The sequence below is a fragment of the Pedobacter nyackensis genome (assembly GCF_900176505.1).
Lineage (GTDB): Bacteria > Bacteroidota > Bacteroidia > Sphingobacteriales > Sphingobacteriaceae > Pedobacter > Pedobacter nyackensis.
The window spans coordinates 41674-61076 of the sequence record NZ_FWYB01000006.1; the positions used below are offsets into that span (position 1 = coordinate 41674).

The window sequence follows — 19403 nt, forward strand, 5'->3', positions numbered from 1 at the left end:
ATGGGAGCGGTTTACGTCTAGTTAGTTGTCATTAATAATATTTTGTGCGGAATATCCTGCTTTACTAATCTGAAACATATCGTTAAGATGTGCAGCTACTGCATTCTCTGCCGCATCTATATCCTGATTTTCTATAGCCTGGAATATGTTTCTATGCTCTTCGATAGCTAGCTTACCACGATTAGCTCCACAGATTTTGCTCTCTACAATGCTTTTAATCAAATCAGGTATTAAAATAAGGATCATAGACTCGATAACTGAGTTCTTGGTAGCTCTGGCAATTGCGATATGAAAAAGCATATCTTCTTCAATTGCATCCTGATTACTGTTGGCTTTGTTTTCGTAATCAATCATAGCTTCTTTTAGTTTCATCAGATCTTGCTCTGTTCTTCTTTCTGCTGCCAGTTTCACCGCATCCAGTTCTAAATAATACCTGGCTTCTAAAAGTGCATTGAAATCTTCCTTATTAAACTTGATGATATCAGTAATGATATTGTCTAATACTTTAATGCTTAATCCCGCAACATAGGTTCCGCTTTGTGGATTGGTTCTGAGTAAACCATAAAATTCAAGTTTTAGAATTGCCTCACGAACATAACTTCGGCCGACCCCAAATTTTTCAGCCAATATCCTTTCTGCAGGCAATCTATCGCCTGGTTGTAACTGCCCACTGGTAATGAGTTGTTTTAGCTGTCCAATTATCTTATCAACCGGTGATTCAAGTTCAATAGACTTGATGGTTTCTATAAATGATTTCATACTGTATATTTGGTCTACCAATTTATTGGTTAACCAAATATATGTATTAAAATGAATAATCAAAAAGAATTTAATAAAATATGAATGCCTGCTCTCAAAGTGTCCCGGCATTGTGCTAACACACTTGTTCTGCTTGATTTATTAAGTAAAATTAGCCTTTTCTGAAAGAGCCTTAGCCTTCTTCGCTTCTTCAGCGAAGTAATGCAGCTCTTGAAGAGAACGGCTAATTTTACTACCTTTGCAGTATTCTACTCCCGTTACCCTTCTATAAATGCATCAATCTTCTAATTCTATCTATACCTTACAATTTGGACTTGTTTGTTTAAGCTCATTTCTTTTCTCGGCCAGTTTTAACATGCTTATCCCTGAATTACCAGCTTACTTAACAGCAATGGGAGGGGCAGAGTACAAAGGACTTATTATCGCTCTTTTTACCCTTACAGCTGGAATATCAAGGCCATTTAGCGGCAAATTAACCGATACGATTGGGAGAGTACCTGTTATGGCGGTAGGCTCGCTGGTTTGTTTTGTTTGTGGATTTCTTTACCCTCTATTAACAACTGTAGTGGGTTTCCTTTTTTTAAGGTTGATACATGGATTTTCTACAGGCTTTAAGCCAACCGCTACAGCCGCCTATGTAGCAGATTTAGTTCCAGCAGGAAAATGGGGTGAAGCAATGGGTATTCACGGCATTTGCTTCAGTACCGGGCTCGCCATAGGACCAGCAATTGGGAGCACCATTACCGATCATTTCAGTATAAACATTCTTTTTTACTGCTCATCATTATTCGCACTGTTGTCCATCGTTATTTTGGCTAACATGAAAGAAACACTTCCCGATAAACAAAAATTCAACCGCAGCCATTTAAAAATCGACAAAAAAGACATCATCGAATGGCGTGTTATGCCAGCTGTTATCATTATATTTTTAAGCTATATAAGCTATGGCGCTATACTTACTGTTATTTCTGATTGGAGTGCTCACCTCGGAACTTCCAACAAAGGTTTGTTCTTTATGGTATTTACACTTACCTCTCTACTGATTCGTTTTGTTGCCGGAAAGGCATCCGACCGCCATGGCAGAACAGTCATTTTAAGAATATCACTTGGGCTATTGGCCGCATCTATGTTGTGGATTGCGCTGGCCAATTCATCTCTACAATTGATGCTTGCTTCGGCTTTGTATGGTATTGCAACCGGTATGCTTTCACCAACTGTCACCGCATGGACGGTCGACCTGAGTAACCCTGCACAGAGAGGGAAGGCCATGGCAACGATGTATATTGCACTTGAAGCTGGAATTGGACTTGGCGCATTATTGGCTGGATGGTTATTTATCGACGACATCAGAATGATTCCCGTTACTTTTTACTATTGTACCGGAATCACTTTACTGGCACTTGCGTACCTGCAGCTTCTTTATCGGCCTAAATCCAGCTTAAATACAGAGGAAAAAGCCTAGTTAGTGTAAAAAGTACAATAATATTTATCAACATTTTTTAAGCTAAAAATAGTCTTAAAACACAAATAAACGTACATTATTCACATCCAGGTTCTCAAATCTAACAAAATCATTGTTTGAAAAATCTTTTCAGATTAGATGATTTTATTACATTAGTTTAATAAACCAACCACACAATATGGAATTAAACTTTTTCAAGTTCAAAACAACTGTTTTTTTATGTTTGTTTGGAACAACACTGGTATCTGCACAGCAGATAACCGATCAACCGGGGATTAGTCTCAATGATTTCTCCTCGTTTAAAGCCCCTGGCAAAAGCTGGTCATTGGCTAACAGCGTTATAGCTAACCCTAATATAGAGGGTGAATTGAATGCAGTCACGGGTTCTGGAATTCTTGTCAATAAACCTAGTAAGAAAAACCAGGGCTTCGATTTGTTTACTGCTGCTTCGCATGGCAATATGATTCTTGAACTCGATTATCTTATGGCTAAAGGGGCAAATTCAGGAGTTTACCTTCAGAGTAATTATGAAATTCAGTTATTTGACTCATGGGGAAAGAAAAAGTCTGTCTCATCTGATAATGGCGGGATCTATGAACGCTGGGATGATTCAAAACCAGTTGGCAACCAAGGTTTTGGTGGCTACGCGCCACGTCAAAATGCAAGTAAAGCCCCCGGGTTATGGCAACACTTAAAAATTGCATTTCAGGCACCACAGTTTGATGCTGCTGGGAACAAAGTTGCCAATGCAAGAATACTAACAGCAGAATTGAATGGCGTATTGATCCACGATAATGTGGAATTGTTTGGACCAACCAGAGGAGGCAATGGGAAGGAAGTTGCATTGGGACCATTGCGTTTACAGGGTGATCATGGTGCTGTAGCTTTCAGGAATATTAAAATAGCTAAGCTACCTTCTGATATGCTAAATGGTAAGAAAAGTGATGGGGGACCAGACCCAATTTATATAGACGCTACTTCAAATACGATGATCCGCAGCTTTGTTGATTTTGCGCCTAGGCAACGCGCTGTACATGCCATATCTGTTGGTAGTCAGAAGGACGTACATTACAGTTATGACCTGGACAACGGCTTATTGCTACAAGGATGGCATGGTGAATTTATAGATGCAACCCCAATGTGGGATGGCAGGGGGAATGGCACGTCTAAAGCGCGTGGAGCAATAACACCGTTTAGTGCTAAACAAAGACCTGCATTAGCGCAGTTAAGCAACCTTCAGGCCGCATGGCCAGCGGATAGTACTGGTACGGGATTCCGCACAAAAGGTTATGTAATGGATGATAAAGACATGCCTGAATTCAAGTACAACATCTATGGCACCCAGGTTACTGATGCTATAAAACCATTAGATAGTGGCAAAGGTCTGAGCAGAACAATTACTATAGATAAACCAGTATCGGGTTTATATGTTTTGTTAGCCAATGCAAACGCTATTCAAGAATTAGCTAAAGGCCTTTATCTTATTGATGGGCAAGCGTACTATCTAGAACTTGATGAAATAGCAGATAAGCCAATTATTAGGGATGTTGATGGTAGAAAAGAATTTATCATTCTGCTTGGCAGCAAGTTAAAATATTTTATTTCATTCTAATTCGATTTAGTACAATATGAAACATACTTTAAAGATGCTGGCTATGCTGGCTTTAAGCTTTATATACACCAATATTTCAGCCCAGGAAACACCAAAAGAAGAAGATTTTTTTAAAATACTGAAGGTGAGAATACCTGAAGGTCCCGTACTTGAGGTAGGTGGACTAGTTACTTTACCTAATGGGAATCTGGGGATATCAACCCGTCGTGGTGATGTTTATATCGTTGAGAACCCAACGAGCAACAGACCTTACTTTCGTAAGTTCGCTACTGGTCTGCACGAAATATTAGGCTTAACTTATAAAAATGACGCCTTTTATGTAGCACAGAGAGGAGAACTAACTAAGCTTATTGATAAGAATATGGATGGTAAGGCTGATGTTTATGAAACTATTTATGCCTGGCCTTTAAGTGGACATTACCACGAATACAGCTTTGGACCAAAGGTAGCGCCGGACGGCTCCTTCTTTGTTACAGCCAATGTTGCTTTTGGTGATGAAGAGTGGTGGCGTGCAGAGAGCCGTGTACCAATGCGCGGCTGGACAATGAACATTACCGAAGATGGTAAAATGAAGCCATGGGCTGCAGGAATGCGCTCTCCAGCTGGATTAAATGTAATTGATGGTCAACTTTATTATACCGAAAATCAGGGTGACTGGGTTTGTTCAGGAGGAGTATGGACAGTAAATGAAGGTGATTTTATGGGGCATCCTGCCAGTTTAGCATGGACTAAAAGAAAAGATTCTCCTGTAAAATTAAGCTCAGAATTCTTTTACTCTAAAGTTGATGAGAGAAGGATAAAAAATGCAAATGGCAGATATATTAAACCGGAAAATAGGGTAAATGAGAATTTCAAAACCTTATTCGATATGAAAAAAGAGTTCAGCGAACTTCGTTTGCCTGCGGTTTGGCTTCCTTACGGTATTTTAGGTATTTCTACTTCAGAACCTGTTAAAATCCCTGCCGGTGCTTTTGGCCCTTTTGAAGGACAACTTTTAGTTGGTGATCAAGGGATGAGTATCATCTCAAGGGTGTTTATGGAAAAAGTGAATGGTGAAGAACAGGGGGCGGCGTTTATGTTTAGAAGTGGCTTCCGTTCGGGAGTATTAAGAATGGCATGGGCACAAGACGGTTCATTATTTGTTGGAGAAACCAATCGCGGATGGGGATCTGCCGGCGATGCCAATGAAGGATTGGAACGTCTGGTATATAACAATAAGATACCTTTTGAAATGAAAGCTGTAAGAGCGATGCCTGATGGATTCGAAATTGAATTTACAAAACCCGTTGATTTAAAATCAGCACAGGATGTGGCTTCATACAGTGTAGAAAGCTTCACTTACAAATATCATCCGGTTTATGGTTCACCACCGGTAAACACAGAAAGCTTAAAAATCAGAGGTATTAAAGTATCACCGGATGGCTTAAAAGCAAGAATCGTAGTAAATAACCTACGTCAATATTATATCCACACGATTAAAGTAGATGGTATCCGCGAAAAGCAAAACTTCTATTCTGTTGTTCATCCGGTAGCTTATTATACCCTAAACAATATCCCTTCGGGTGAAAAACTACCAGCGAATGAACTGAGCACCAGAAATTCGGCAAACGATCCTGTCGCTGAAGTTACACCAGCACGGGTAAAAAAGGCGGTTAGTTCTGTTAAAGGAAAAAGTGTTTCAGGAGAAAAGGTTACAGCTAAGGCACCAACTTATGCCGAAGTAAAAGGCTTATTAGCTAATAATACTTGTTTGGCTTGTCATAATCCTACGAAGAAGCAAATTGGCCCATCATTTACTGATATAGCCAAACGTAAATACACAAACGAAAAGATCCTGCAACTCATCCATAACCCTAAACCTGAGAACTGGCCTGGGTATGCAACAGAAATGCCCCCAATGCCGCAGGTTTCTAAAGCAGATGGGCTAAAAATAGCAGCTTATATCAACTCATTAAATAAATAATAAATAAAGGATAAACCAATTTGGCTTTTCTATTAACATATTTGGCCTAATTCCCCCAAATGAGATGTAATGCTGAATGTTTTTTTACATTAGTAGTCTAATAATCAATATAAATAACATGAATACACTTCACAAATACGATTATATCGTATTTCTAATCTACTTTTTAATCGTTTCCAGCTATGGATTTTGGATTTACTATAAAAAAAAGACAGCAACTGCAGACTCTAAGGATTATTTTCTGGCCGAAGGTTCATTAACCTGGTGGGCCATTGGCGCTTCTCTTATTGCTTCGAATATCTCCGCGGAACAAATGATCGGCATGAGTGGCTCAGGTTTCAAATTAGGCTTAGCAATCTCTGCTTACGAATGGATGGCAGCGTTAACACTAATCATTGTGGCTATATTCTTTATGCCAGTTTACTTAAAGAATAAAATCTTCACCATGCCGCAATTTTTAAGTCAGCGTTACAATGAGAAAGTAGCCATGATTATGGCTGTATTCTGGTTAATGTTGTACATTGTGGTGAACTTAATGTCTATTCTTTACCTGGGCGCTTTAGCCATTAGTGGTATATCAGGGCTTGACATTACGGCATGTATTCTTGGCTTAGCTGTGTTTGCGATCTTAATCACCCTGGGTGGTATGAAAGTAATTGGTTATACCGATGTAATACAAGTGTTCTTCCTTGTGTTAGGTGGTCTTGTAGCAACTTATATTGCATTAAATCTTATTTCAGGCAACGGTGGTATTATAAAAGGATTCTCAATCCTTACTGATGGAGCTTCCGAACATTTTCACTTAATCTTCGATAAAGACGATGCGAATTATATGGATTTACCTGGTTTAAGTGTGCTTATTGGGGGTATGTGGATTGCAAACTTAAGCTATTGGGGCTGTAACCAATACATCACCCAAAGAGCACTTGGTGCATCATTGCCAGTTGCCAGATCAGGGCTTTTATTTGCTGCATTCTTAAAAATGCTAATGCCTGTAATTGTAGTTATTCCTGGTATTGCTGTTTATTATATTATTAAAGAAAAAATTCCTGGCATTAGTGCCGACAACTTGCTTACCTCTTCAGGTGTTCAGGATCCAAATAAGGCTTATCCTGCATTATTAGGTTTATTACCAGTAGGCTTGAAAGGTCTTTCTTTTGCTGCTTTAACGGCAGCTATTGTAGCCTCTCTTGCAGGTAAAGCAAACAGTATTGCGACCATATTCACACTGGATATTTACAAAAAAGCATTCAATCCGAATGCCGGAGAAGGCAACCTGGTTAATGTAGGTAAAATTACAGTTGTTGTATCTATGCTGATTGCTGTTGTACTTTCTTTGATCGTTGGTGATGCTTTAATGGGCGAAGGTAAACAAGGATTCCAGTACATTCAGGAATATACAGGTTTCGTATCTCCTGGTATTTTTGCTATGTTCATTTTAGGTTTCTTCTGGAAGAAAACTACTTCAAATGCTGCACTTTTTGCAACAGTAGGAGGGTTTCTCGTTTCAGTATTGCTTAAATTCCTTCCGGGAATGGTCGACCTTTCTCCGCTTTACAATTACGGATGGGCAGTAGCAAACACCGCAGGAGTATTCGAAATTCCTTTCATGGATAGAATGGCGATCGTTTTTGCTATCTGTTTGATTGGTATGTATTTCATAAGTATATACGACAATAAGAAAGGTGTTGTTGCACATGGACTGGAGATTGATCCTAAAATGTTCAGGGTATCAACTTCCTTCGCTATTGGCGCATTAATCATATTTGCCATGGTTGTAGCACTTTATTCTGCTTTCTGGTAATAGATAAATTATGATAACTCCACAGTAGGAGTTATCAGTTTAAATTAAACAAAATGGCCGGGCTGAAATTATCAGCCCGGCCATTTTGTTTAATAAATATTGAATCGTGATGCCGAAATACATTCAGCAACGCGAAATAGAAGTGTTAATATTTAAATACCTTTCCGTCAACCATCACTTCTTGTTTCGCCTCATCAAACGTAGCTTTCTTTCCGGTTCTTGCTGCAGCATTGGTCATGATGTTTGCTATTGAATGATAATAGCCTGCTTCAACAGGAGCATTTGTTTGTTGTCTGCTTCTGATACACTCCATCCAATTACGCATATGCGCCGAGGTTAATTTATCCCCACCCGTGCTAGCCGATGCTGCAACCTGTTCAACCATATCCGTTAGCTTTAATTCAGGTAATAAGTTAGGCTGCATTTTCATTGCAGCAGCGGCTTTAGCATTCAGGCCACCTACAGGAGAAACCATATTCGTAATTAGATTCAGCTCCCCTCCATTTGAATAGTAGATTTCTGCCGGCTTCTCATCACCATTGTGCATTCTTGATGTAAATACAACCTGGAATCCATTGTTCGGATCGTTTGGTTTACCATAATCAAATACTGCAGTAGTGGTATCCCAGTTTCTTCTACCATCTTTCCATTGATAAATTCCGCCATTGGCAACCACACTTCTTGGATGCTTCAAGTCAGTAAACCAGTGTACAGTATCAATCTGGTGCGACATCCACTGACCAGGCATACCCGATGAATATGGCCAGAACAAGCGATACTCAAGATATTTACGAGGATCCCATTCTTCAAAAGGACGGTTAATCAAAAAGCGTTTCCAGTCAGTATCTTCTTGTTTTAGTTTAGCTACAAGATCCGGTCTGCGCCAACGTCCCGGTTGGTTTACATTCCAGCTCAACTCAACCATGGTAATATCTCCAAACTTACCATCTTTAATAAACTGTGAAGCAGCCTTGTAATTACTACCACTTCTGCGTTGAGAACCAATCTGAACAATTTGTTTTGAGGCCTTAACAGCTTTTAAAGCCATACGTGCATCTTCCATAGTTTCAGCAAAAGGCTTTTCGCAATACACATCACATTTGTTATTTACAGCTTCAGTAGCATGGAAGGCATGCTGAAAATCAGCGGTACTGACAATCACAGCATCAATATCCTTTAAATTATAAAGCTCATCATTATTGCGGCATGCCGTGATATCATGACCGAATTTAGATTTTAAATGATCTACCCCCAGACCTCTGCGGTAACTCCAAAGATCAGATACGGCAACAATATCAAAATTTAGTTCTTTATTATGATTTAAAAAAGATGGCAAAAGTGAATCTTTAAAGCGGTCGGAGAAACCTACCACACCAACTCTTACCCGATCGTTAGCCCCGATAATGTTGCCATAACTCTTTGCACTTAAGCCCATAGTTCCTAAATAGGTTCCAGCTGCTGCAATAGCAGATTGCTTGATAAATTTTCTTCTTGAATCTAACATGATGCTATTATTTAATTTCTTTTAATTTAATGCTTCTAAATGATACGTTATCGCCATGATCCTGAAGCAGGATATGTCCTTTAGCCGCCATCCCAAAATCCTTCCAGTTTTTATATTTACTGCCGGCAACGAGTGATTTAAATTCTTCTGATCCTCTAACATATTCAAGAATCTTATAGCCATTTAAATAATATTCTACTTTATTATCAGGGAAAACCATAATCACACCTTTATTCCATTCGCCAATTTTCCTTTGTGCATTGGGGATTTTTTTACTGGTTATCAGGTCGTATAATGAACCAAGCGTACGATTGCCATCCTTACCTAATTTCGCATCTGGGTGTTTTACATCATCAAGAATTTGATATTCAGGCCCGATTGCCGATCCTTTGTTTCCTTCAGTCAAGGTTACAAAATATTTAACGCCACTATTTGCACCTTCAGTTAGTTTAAAATCAAACTTCAGTGCGAAAGCACTATATTGTTTTTCAGTCACGATATCGCCACCATTGGTCGACTCTCCTCCATTAGATTTAACCACGCTCAGTTCACCATCTTTTATTTCCCAACCTTTTTCCGGAAAACCTGGTTTATAAGCACCTTTCCATCCTTTGGTCGTTTTTCCATCCCATAATAAGCTATACCCATTTGCTTTTTCAGCTGCCGACAAGTTATTAGGGATCATGTTTGCTACGTAAATCTTATCTGTTTTAGTAGGTTTCAATCCCTCAGTCTGAATTCGGATATTTCGCCATCTGATTTGTTTACCAGGCTCATCATTTTTACCTATTGAATGTACCTGTAAAGCGATAAAACCGGTAGAGGTCATATCATCAACTACGTTTGCTGTAGGTACACCATTTACCCATGTTCTGATCGAATTTCCAATACACTCAATGCGGTACTTATTCCATTCACCTTTTTTAAAGGCTGTTTTACCTTTCGGGTTTGCGTCCATAGGGTATAACCAACCTCGACGGGCCTCATCATATATACCACCACTGTAGGCCCTGTCTGATGGGTCAACCTCCATTTGATAACCATGAACTCTTCCGTTGTTTACATCAGATTTACTTTCGCTTCGAAACTGTACACCAGAATTCATCGAGTTATCTACAAGTAATTCCAACTCAAAAATAAAATCACCATAATTTTTCTCAGTGGTTAAAAAAGAGTTTGGTGTATCGCGGACTGTCGTTCCTACGATTTCACCGTTTTTTACTTCATATTTAGCTTTACCATTAAGTTGTTTCCAGCCTTTTAGATCTTTCCCATTGAAAAGATTCTCCCATTTCCCGCTTTGAGCGTGTAAAGAAGTTAAGGAAGTGCCTAGCATCAGGCCGGTAAGAATTAGTAGTCTTGTGGTCTTCATGTGTGTTTGTGGTTGTTTTATTTTTTGAATTAATTATTTCCCAAATTCAGCAGCCTGCTTGTTAAGCAGTTCTGGTGTTTGTTGAATAGCTGAAGCAATTACTACGCGATATCGGAAGGTAACTGATTCACCAGGTTTTAAAGTCAGATTCATACTTTCTTTGCCTTTACTAAAAATGGCTTGTCCTAGCGGGTTTGCGGCAAATAACCCATAATCCCTGGCATGCCAGTAAGTAGGGTAGCCCGGATTTTTTGGATGATCAATAACCGCAACTGAAACCTGTTGCTGATCTTTTACACCAAAAAGCACACACCAGTTGGCCCGTGTGCCCCAGGCATCATTACCCTTTTTCCCCGCACTGGTAAGGTAATCACCAGTTGCCCCATTTTTACCAGGTGCTATTTTGGTTACGATCCCGTTGTTGTCTGTATAAGATTCTTCTTTATCTGATGCCAATTCCAATTCCCTGGTCACCCTTATACCAAGCATACCATCCTTGATGTCTTTAAAATAAACTGTATCCTTTTGGGCAGTTAGCGTAGTGGTTCTATCAATAGTCCTGGTATAGTCAGTACCGCTAAATACAAAAGTCGTTGCTTCTTTCAACAGAGCTGTCCTATCCTGCCTTTCCCAGTTGGCTATGTAATTTAGGGTTCCTTTAGCCGCACCATCCTTTAAAGCAGTCACCCTCACATTTCTGATCCATCCATATTTCGATTTCTTTTCTGCAGGAATGTTGTACGAATTATTCCAGAAATCCAAACCGTTTATACTTTCATAATTGAACCATAAACCTACATGATGGGGATGGTCGGTACGCTCGTTACCTCGCTTATCCAAAGGGAAGCCCCTGGTTACGGTAAGACCGCTAGCTGTTTGCAGTGGATATAAAATTGGTTTTTCCAGATTATCCGGATAAAGGAAACTTGTGAAAGGTTTATCACCTATTAAAACATCAACCTTCTGCTGTTTCGCATTTCGAACGAAACTTACTTTTTTAGTTTGTGCATTTAGCTGCAAACCCATAAAGCAACAGCCCATGATCAGATATTTATTCATTTACATTTGGTTAAAATTAGCTGGCACTGGCAAGTCATCATCCTGAAATCCCCAGTAACTTACAGATTAAGTTTTAGCTAAATATACCCTTCTTAGAATACATTCAACTCAAAAACCAGCAGGACTTCATAAAAAAACTACGAAAACGATTGAGTAAATTTCAAAAAATTATCGTCAATAAATCTTATCATTGTTTGTCAATAATAACCATGTCATGAATCGCAAACATTTTCTTTCTTTCCTGGCGGTTGCGGGGTCAACATTGACCGGTTTCAAAGCACCAGATAGCCTTACAGATCCAATTAAGGAAATAAAAATGCCACCATATTTAAAACCGGGTGATATTATAGGCATCACCACTCCGGCAGGCCACATGACCACAGAGCAAATACAGCCCGCGATACAATTAATGGAAAGTTGGGGGTTTAAAATAAAAATTGGTAACACCATTGGCAATAGAGATTATTGTATGGGAGGCACGGATCAGCAACGTACACAAGACTTCCAGCAAATGCTGGATGATCCTAACATCAAAGCAATTATGTGCGCACGAGGCGGATATGGTGCCATCAGAATGATTGATCAGCTTAATTTCAAAACTTTTAGTCAACATCCGAAATGGATTATCGGCTTTAGCGATATTACCGTATTTCACTGCCATTTAAATCGACAATTGAACACAGCTTCAATACATGCTAAGATGTGCAATAGCTTTCCGAACGTATGGACACTTGCAGATCCCATGCAGATAGAAACTATACTATCGATCAGACAAGTATTAAGCGGTCTGCCTGTAAAATATACAGCGGCACCGGTAAGTTACAATATAATGGGCAGGGTAGAAGCTCCGCTGATTGGGGGGAACTTGAGTATCATCGAAACGCTTACTGGAACCGACTCAGATCTGATAACTGATGGTAAGATTTTGTTTGTTGAGGATACAGGGGAGTACCTGTATAGTGTAGACCGCATGTTCTGGAACCTGAAACGAAGTGGCAAGCTATCAAAATTGAAGGGCCTTGTTATTGGAGGTTTTAAAGTCAAACCTGATGATCCCGGGGAAGAATTTGGAAGAACTGTATATGAGATCATTATAGAAAAAGTAAAAGAATATGGCTATCCGGTGTGTTTTGATTTCCCTATAGGCCATCAAAAGAATAACTTTGCGATCAAATGTGGTACAAAACACATTCTCAATATCGATGCAAATGGAAGCTCACTCGTATCAATCTAACCCTGCTGCTATTAGGCTATCGGAACTGACTACTCAGATCCGGCAGGTAATTGATGAAGCTTTTGGAAACCGAACTTTTTGGGTAATTGCTGATGTAACCAGTCATACATATAAAGAACAAAGTAACTACCATTACTTTGAATTGGTGGAGAAAGACAAAGCCTCGGCAAAAATCCTTACCAAGATAGCTGGAAGAGCCTGGGGCAATGCTTCAATAAACATTTCAAATTTTGAACAGGCAACGGGGCAAAAGTTTAAAAACGACATCAATGTATTGGTACAGGTTGCTGTTCAATACACTCCGGCATTCGGTCTCCAGTTAAACCTGCTCGATATTGATACCAATTTTACATTGGGCATGTTTGAACAACAGCGGAAAGAAACGTTGCAAAAATTAGTTATCGAGAACCCTGGTTTTATACAAAAATCAGGAGAACAGTTCATCACACGGAACAACAGTCTTGCTTTAAACAAAGTACTTCAGAATATTGCGATCATCTCCTCAGCCACATCCGCAGGATACCAGGATTTCAGACATACGCTTGAAAATAACTCTTTTGGGTACACTTTTCAGATAGATGATTATTTTACACTGATGCAGGGTGAAACAAATGCTAAACAGTTTCTGGCTAAAATTGTAGAAGTATATCAATCCGGAAAGGCCTATGATGTATTGGTGATTATCAGGGGTGGAGGAGCACAGACGGACTTTCTTATTTTTGACAACTACGATCTGAGCCGGGCCATTGCCAAGTTTCCGATTCCCGTAATAACTGGAATCGGTCACCAGAAAAATGAAACCATCGCCGACCTGATGGCGCATACTTCTACAAAAACACCGACGAAAGCAGCCGAATTGATTATCGCACATAACCGGGGATTTGAAGAATCGCTGATTGGCCTGCAAAAAATGATGCTGATAAAAACTTACCAGTTGATTAACTATCATAAAGATAGGCTGGCACATATCAATCAGATTACGATCAGTACCACCAGAAACTTGTTGCATGAGCAGCATCGCAATATTATTAACCTATCGCGACTCGTGTTAACCAATCCGAAGATCATGATCTCGAACAAGCAAAAGGATCTGAGTAATATTGTCAGCAATATACAATCTTATAACAGGATCTATTTTGCCAATAAAAGAGGGTATATTAGCCACTTTCAATCGGTAGTAAGGCTCATGAGCCCACAAAACATATTGAATAAGGGATTTGCCATCCTTAAAGTAAATGGCCGTATTGCAAGCAATGCGGACGATATTGCGGTAGGATCTGAACTTACAGTCAGACTGGCCACAACAGAAATTAAAACTACAGTAAACGCTAAATCAACCCTAGATGGAAACGACGAATTTAACCTATGAAAGCGCCTATAAAGAGCTCACAGAAATAGCACAGGAAATAGAAACAGAATCGGTATCAGTAGATGTGCTGGCCGAAAAGGTAAAACGTGCTTCAGATCTGATTGAATTCTGTCAGACCAAATTACGTGCAACTGAAACTGAGGTGAATAAAATCATCAAACAAATGGAAAACCCACCCGCTTAGGGAGGAGCTACAGCCAATTGTTCAGTTTATACCATTTAATGGTTTGCATTAGTCCCTTTTCCAGATTGTACTCAGGTGTATAACCTAAATCGGATTTAGCAGCTTCAATCGTACATGCCCAGTTAACAGCAGTGAGTTCAGCCATCTTTTCCTTATTTAAAGCAGGGGTATTCTTACTGTTCGCATATGCAAAATCCATCATTCTGGCAAGCAGTGCCACCAGAGAGACCGGAATATGAAATTTAAAGGTTTTCCTGTTCAGGGCTTTTTTCGTATAAGCCGCCAACGCATAGCGGTCGTAAATCCCGCCATCGGAAATATTGTAAGGCTTATGAACCACGGCAACTGTTAGGGCTTGTACTATAACTTTAACCAGATCTTTCACATATACAAAGCTCAGCTGTTGCTTAAAGCTACCTATATGTGGCTCAAGACCTTTATTTATACTGTTGAATAGAATAAACAGATCCTTTTCCCTGGGACCATAAACAGCAGTTGGGCGAATAGTAATTAAGGGTAGTGTTTTAAATTCAGACAAGTATTGCTCTGCCAGCACTTTACTAGCACCATAATTGGTTACCGGATTAGGCGCACTATTGTCTTGAATTTCTGCAGATAAGTCTGTTAATGGACCCAATGCGGCTAAACTGCTTACAAAAATAAATTTCTCTAAGTTAATATTAGCTTCCAATGCAGCAATGGCCAGATTACGCGTGTATTCTGCATTCACCAAATCATACTCCGCTTTGGTTTTTGCTTTTGTTGTTCCTGCGGCATGTATAATATAAGCGTATTGCTGATCTTCCAGGTCATGTTTTAAACCAGGAACATCCCTATAATCCAGGTTAACATATTTAATGTTAAATGCTTTTAAATGAGATTTATCACTGCTCGGTCGTATAGCTGCATACACATCCAGACCGGCTTTTAAAGCTTCTTCAATTAAATGATAACCAACAAATCCACTCGCACCGGTAATTAATACCTTCTTTTTACTCATATGTTATATTTCTCTCTCGTAGAGTCTGTATTTCTTATATGGATCACCCTTTATTGCGATAATAGCGTTGTTTACCATATCATTATGCTCTAAAGTCCATGAGGCCTCTGCATACTCCATACCTTTTGCACGGTAAGCTTTAATCATCATTCCATAAATACAGGCTTCAATTCCCAATTTACGGTAGCCATCGATCACACCAAGTAACAAAATTCTGATGCCTTTTACTTTCTTCTTTCCAAAAAGTAGTTTAAAAATCCCGGTAGGGAATAGCCTGCCTTTTTTAATCGTTCTCTGGATTTGATTCATATCAGGAATGGCGGCTCCAAAACCAACCAATTTCCCATCCTGTTCGGCAACAAGACAAAAATCCGGATCTAATACCAGTTTAAGATCCTTAGCCTGGTAATCAAATTCCTCATCATTTAGAGGAACAAAGCCTAGGTTTTTATCCCATGCTTTATTATAAACTTCACGTAAACTATCCGCTTCCTGCTTAAAATTTTTCATGTTGATTTTACGGATCGTGATGTTGCTACGCTTTAAACGCTCTTCCAGGCGCTCCATCAGCTTTACAGAACGATCATCGTAGTTATCACCATTAAATCTCCAGGCAATCAGATCCACCTGCTTCTTCAATCCCCAGTTTTCCAATAAAGTAGGGTAGTAGGTAGCATTATAAGGCATCATCACAACAGGAGGTTCATTAAAACCTTCAACCAATAAACCACAGGATTCATTGGTTGAGAAGTTGGTAGGCCCCATTATTTTTCCTTTTACCCCTTTATCTTTTAGCCAGTTCACTCCTGTTTCCAGTAGCAAATTTGCTGCTTCCTGATCATTGATACAATCAAAAAAACCAAAGAAACCATCATTGGCATTGTTCATCGCATTGTGGCTATTATTTAATATAGCAGCAATACGGCCAATCACCTGGTCGCCCTGATAAAGCAAAAAACACTGTAGTGAAGAATGTTTGTGAAAAGGATGTGTTGTTAAAAGATCCTTTTGAGCAATAAATAGCTCAGGAACATAATTGGAGTCTGCTTTATACAGATCGTGAGGAAAATCAATAAATGTTGCTAACTGTTTCTTTGTGCTAACGGCAACAATATTCTTCATTAGATTACGGTTTATTTTGGTCTGTAAAAGGGGTGGAAAAACATAGGCTTACTTTGAGTTAAGTAAGCCTACGCGGGATGTTAAATAGTTTCCTGGAAAGATTTTACCTGCACTTCCTTAGCGGCAGCAGATAGTTTCTCAATGGCCTCTTCAATTTGCTCAAAAGTATGAGTAGCCATTAAAGAGAATCTGATTAATGAAGAATCAGATGGAACGGCAGGTGAGACAACAGGGTTAACGAAAATACCGTTGTTGCTCAAAATATTAGTTACCATAAAGGTTTTATCGTTATCTCTGATGTATACAGGGATAATAGGACTGTCGGTATGACCGATATCAAATCCAGCTTCGATAAGTAATTTCTTAGCGTAGTTTGTATTTGCCCATAATTTATCAATGCGCTCAGGCTCAGACTCGATAATGTCTAAAGCTGCAATTACACTGGCCACAGCGGCAGGAGGCATACTTGCGCTGAACATTAAAGAGCGTGCGCGATGCTTAACAAATTCAATAGTTTCTTCAGAACCGGCGATAAATCCACCTAAAGAAGCTAATGATTTACTGAAGGTACCCATAATCAAGTCAACCTCGTCGGTTAAACCGAAGTGAGAAGCAGTACCCGAACCATTAAAACCAATTACACCTAAACTATGGGCATCATCCATCATGATGTTGGCACCAAATTCATTAGCAATTTTAACAATTTCAGGTAAGTTTACTAAATCACCTTCCATACTAAAGATACCGTCAGCAACAATTAGTTTTGCGGAATCTTCAGGTAATCTGCTCAATTTCTTGCGCAAATCATCCATATCATTGTGGGCGTATTTTATAGATCTCGAGAAAGATAAGCGACTGCCATCTATAATCGAAGCGTGATCGTATTCGTCAAGAATTAAATAATCATTCCTGTCTAGCAAGCAGGAAATCACCCCTAAATTAACCTGGAAACCAGTGCTGAATAAAACAGCAGCTTCTTTACCAACATAAGCGGCAAGTCTTTTTTCCAATTCGATATGAATATCAAGTGTTCCGTTCAAAAACCTTGAACCAGCACAACCTGTTCCATATTTGTCAATTGCAAGTTTAGATGCTTCTTTAATCTTAGGATGATTAGTTAAGCCCAGATAGGAGTTCGAGCCAAACATCAGCACCTTCTTCCCGTCTATCACAACTTCTGTGTCCTGGCCTGATTCAATTGCACGGAAATATGGGTACAAACCTTTTTCCTTAATTGCGTTAGCGTCTTTAAAAGCTGCTATCCTATCGTATAATTTTTTGCGCATGCTGGTACTTGTATGTTTAGATCACAGAACTTTTTTAGTTGATATTATTTTTTTCATGAGGCATTATCTGTTCTGTCTTCAATAAGACCCCATCGTTTTTATTCCTGACTATATTAACAATTTTGTCAATTCGTAAAAGTCCCCAAAGCTAAGATCATAAACACAGAAAACAAAACTTGAAGTCAACCAAGTTTCAATATATTACTTTTTCCAACAAAAATTACAATTTTGTTATAATTTAATTGAAGCCTGCTCTATTATCATCGCTTAAAAGTAAGAACTCTTTAGCAATATTCACTAAGCGCAGTTGCACTATTTTTCAAGACAAAGTTGTAACTACCCCGTAATCAACCAGATAAAACTTATATATAAATGTTACATTATGAGATTTTTTTACGTCTATAATAGAAAATATAGACTAATCCAGTCGAAATACTCAAAAAACTAAATCATGTAAAACAATTCGTGTAAACATGTGTTGATATGATTGTCAGTTAATTATACTTATAACTGACACTAAACTTGGATTTTAAGTAAAAAAATGCTTACTTTTGTAGAAATTTTTAGACATTAATGAAGATATTTATTACAGGACTTCCTTTAGAAGTAGGGGAAGATGAATTAACAGCCGTATTTGGTGATTTCGGTCAAGTAAAATCACTTAGGATAATCAAAGATCGTGAGACTGGTCAAAGTCGCGGTTTTGGTTTTGTGGAAATGCCTGTTGAAGAAGAGGCAAAAGAAGCTATCAAACGCATGAACGGTGGTGATTACAATGGTAACCGCATCAAAGTTGCAGAAGCTCAGGAAAAACCAAACACCGGTGGTGGTGCAGGTGGTGGCTTCAGACGCAACAACCGTACAGAAAAAAGCTACTAAGCTTATTTTTAACACAGATTCTATTCAATAGAGCTAACTATATAGGACAGCAGTTATGCTTATACCATAACTGCTGGTTTTATTATAGGCCCATGTAGTACTGATGAAAAAACACATTAAGTTTAGTATTCTATTTGCGCTGATCTTTGTTATCCAGCTTACTGCACTTTATAGTGACAGCACGATTCTTGCATCACTTATTAAGCCCTGCATTGTATTATCGCTATTAATTGTACTATATATTAGCACAAGATTAAAGGGGCGATTTCACAAGCGTCTTTTCACAGGTTTGATTTTTGCTTTAACCGGGGATGTATTACTGATCTATGCAGGACAGGATGAAACTTATTTTATGTATGGCCTAATGGCTTTCCTGCTATGTCATATATTTTATACCAGTGCCTTTTATCTCGACTTTAAGTCTGCTCCTGAATTAGATAAAAAAGGAGCAAGAATAGCTATTTTTCTTTGTGCCGTCCTGGCCATTGGCTTTTACTTCTTCTTAAGGCCACATCTCGGAATTATGAAACTTCCCGTAATGATCTATGTACTGGTGATCAGCATGATGATGATGATGGCGAGCTTCCGAAATCTACGTGTTAATGCCAATAGTTTTAAGCTTATTCTTTTTGGAGCCATGTTTTTCCTTTTGTCGGATTCCATTCTGGCTTACAATAAATTTGTACAACCTATCAATTATTCTGGTATTTGGATCATGGCGACCTATATGATTGCACAATACCTTATTACTATAGGTGCAATAGAACGTAAACTGATTCGTAACAGTTAATCCC

The 19403-nt window shown here is 38.9% G+C and carries 16 protein-coding genes; 9 read left to right on the forward strand and 7 right to left on the reverse strand.

Annotated elements, in window-relative coordinates:
* Nucleotides 1–21 precede the first annotated feature (21 nt).
* Nucleotides 22–759 (reverse strand): FadR/GntR family transcriptional regulator, encoded by a 738-nt coding sequence (locus B9A18_RS12415; RefSeq protein ID WP_084289857.1) that lies wholly within the window; start codon nucleotides 757–759, stop codon nucleotides 22–24.
* Nucleotides 760–1030: 271 nt separating this feature from the next.
* Here B9A18_RS12415 and B9A18_RS12420 point away from each other — a divergent pair, with 271 nt between their 5' ends.
* From B9A18_RS12420 to B9A18_RS12435, 4 genes are all read left to right on the forward strand, one after another.
* Nucleotides 1031–2221 carry an MFS transporter gene (locus tag B9A18_RS12420; protein WP_084289642.1) on the forward strand — a complete coding sequence of 397 codons (1191 nt, stop codon included), beginning with the start codon at nucleotides 1031–1033 and terminating at the stop codon, nucleotides 2219–2221.
* A gap of 178 nt (nucleotides 2222–2399) precedes the next feature.
* Nucleotides 2400–3833 (forward strand): 3-keto-disaccharide hydrolase, encoded by a 1434-nt coding sequence (locus tag B9A18_RS12425; protein ID WP_084289644.1) that lies wholly within the window; start codon nucleotides 2400–2402, stop codon nucleotides 3831–3833.
* A 16-nt stretch (nucleotides 3834–3849) separates the two neighbouring features.
* On the forward strand, nucleotides 3850–5796 hold the full coding sequence (locus tag B9A18_RS12430) for a c-type cytochrome (RefSeq protein WP_084289646.1): 1947 nt from the start codon (nucleotides 3850–3852) through the stop codon (nucleotides 5794–5796).
* Between the two features lie 118 nt (nucleotides 5797–5914).
* Nucleotides 5915–7600, forward strand: coding sequence for a sodium/sugar symporter (locus tag B9A18_RS12435; protein WP_084289647.1), 1686 nt, complete (start codon nucleotides 5915–5917; stop codon nucleotides 7598–7600).
* A 145-nt stretch (nucleotides 7601–7745) separates the two neighbouring features.
* Here the strand turns inward: B9A18_RS12435 and B9A18_RS12440 are convergent, their stop codons facing one another.
* The 3 genes from B9A18_RS12440 to B9A18_RS12450 are packed head-to-tail and all read right to left on the reverse strand — an operon-like array spanning nucleotide 7746 to nucleotide 11535.
* On the reverse strand, nucleotides 7746–9104 hold the full coding sequence (locus B9A18_RS12440) for a Gfo/Idh/MocA family protein (RefSeq protein ID WP_084289648.1): 1359 nt from the start codon (nucleotides 9102–9104) through the stop codon (nucleotides 7746–7748).
* Nucleotides 9105–9111: 7 nt separating this feature from the next.
* Nucleotides 9112–10476: a 3-keto-disaccharide hydrolase gene (locus B9A18_RS12445; RefSeq protein ID WP_084289649.1), complete on the reverse strand. Its 1365-nt coding sequence runs from the start codon at nucleotides 10474–10476 to the stop codon at nucleotides 9112–9114.
* Nucleotides 10477–10509: 33 nt separating this feature from the next.
* The gene (locus B9A18_RS12450) at nucleotides 10510–11535 is read right to left on the reverse strand and encodes a DUF6807 domain-containing protein (protein WP_084289650.1); all 1026 of its coding nucleotides are present in this window, start codon (nucleotides 11533–11535) and stop codon (nucleotides 10510–10512) included.
* 214 nt (nucleotides 11536–11749) lie between these two features.
* Here B9A18_RS12450 and B9A18_RS12455 point away from each other — a divergent pair, with 214 nt between their 5' ends.
* Genes B9A18_RS12455 through xseB form a run of 3 tightly spaced genes read left to right on the forward strand, consistent with a single transcriptional unit; the run spans nucleotide 11750 to nucleotide 14322 of the window.
* Nucleotides 11750–12769 (forward strand): S66 peptidase family protein, encoded by a 1020-nt coding sequence (locus tag B9A18_RS12455; protein WP_084289651.1) that lies wholly within the window; start codon nucleotides 11750–11752, stop codon nucleotides 12767–12769.
* Nucleotides 12744–14138, forward strand: a complete 1395-nt coding sequence (gene xseA / locus B9A18_RS12460) for an exodeoxyribonuclease VII large subunit (protein WP_084289858.1) — start codon at nucleotides 12744–12746, stop codon at nucleotides 14136–14138. The genes B9A18_RS12455 and xseA overlap by 26 nt, the downstream gene beginning before the upstream one ends.
* A complete protein-coding gene (gene xseB / locus B9A18_RS12465) occupies nucleotides 14113–14322 on the forward strand; it encodes an exodeoxyribonuclease VII small subunit (RefSeq protein WP_084289652.1) in 210 nt (69 codons plus the stop codon). The genes xseA and xseB overlap by 26 nt, the downstream gene beginning before the upstream one ends.
* Nucleotides 14323–14329: 7 nt before the next feature.
* Here the strand turns inward: xseB and B9A18_RS12470 are convergent, their stop codons facing one another.
* The 3 genes from B9A18_RS12470 to spt form a co-directional block, all read right to left on the reverse strand.
* Entirely contained in the window at nucleotides 14330–15322 is a 993-nt protein-coding gene (locus tag B9A18_RS12470; protein WP_084289653.1) for an NAD-dependent epimerase/dehydratase family protein, read from the reverse strand.
* 3 nt (nucleotides 15323–15325) lie between these two features.
* Nucleotides 15326–16444, reverse strand: a complete 1119-nt coding sequence (locus tag B9A18_RS12475) for a hypothetical protein (RefSeq protein ID WP_084289654.1) — start codon at nucleotides 16442–16444, stop codon at nucleotides 15326–15328.
* Between the two features lie 80 nt (nucleotides 16445–16524).
* On the reverse strand, nucleotides 16525–17730 hold the full coding sequence (gene spt, locus B9A18_RS12480; RefSeq protein ID WP_084289655.1) for a serine palmitoyltransferase: 1206 nt from the start codon (nucleotides 17728–17730) through the stop codon (nucleotides 16525–16527).
* A gap of 573 nt (nucleotides 17731–18303) precedes the next feature.
* On the opposite strand from spt, the gene B9A18_RS12485 reads away from it, so the two are divergent.
* Nucleotides 18304–18609, forward strand: a complete 306-nt coding sequence (locus B9A18_RS12485) for an RNA recognition motif domain-containing protein (protein WP_084289656.1) — start codon at nucleotides 18304–18306, stop codon at nucleotides 18607–18609.
* A gap of 103 nt (nucleotides 18610–18712) precedes the next feature.
* Nucleotides 18713–19399: a lysoplasmalogenase gene (locus B9A18_RS12490; RefSeq protein ID WP_235005314.1), complete on the forward strand. Its 687-nt coding sequence runs from the start codon at nucleotides 18713–18715 to the stop codon at nucleotides 19397–19399.
* The last annotated feature ends 4 nt before the right edge of the window (nucleotides 19400–19403 follow it).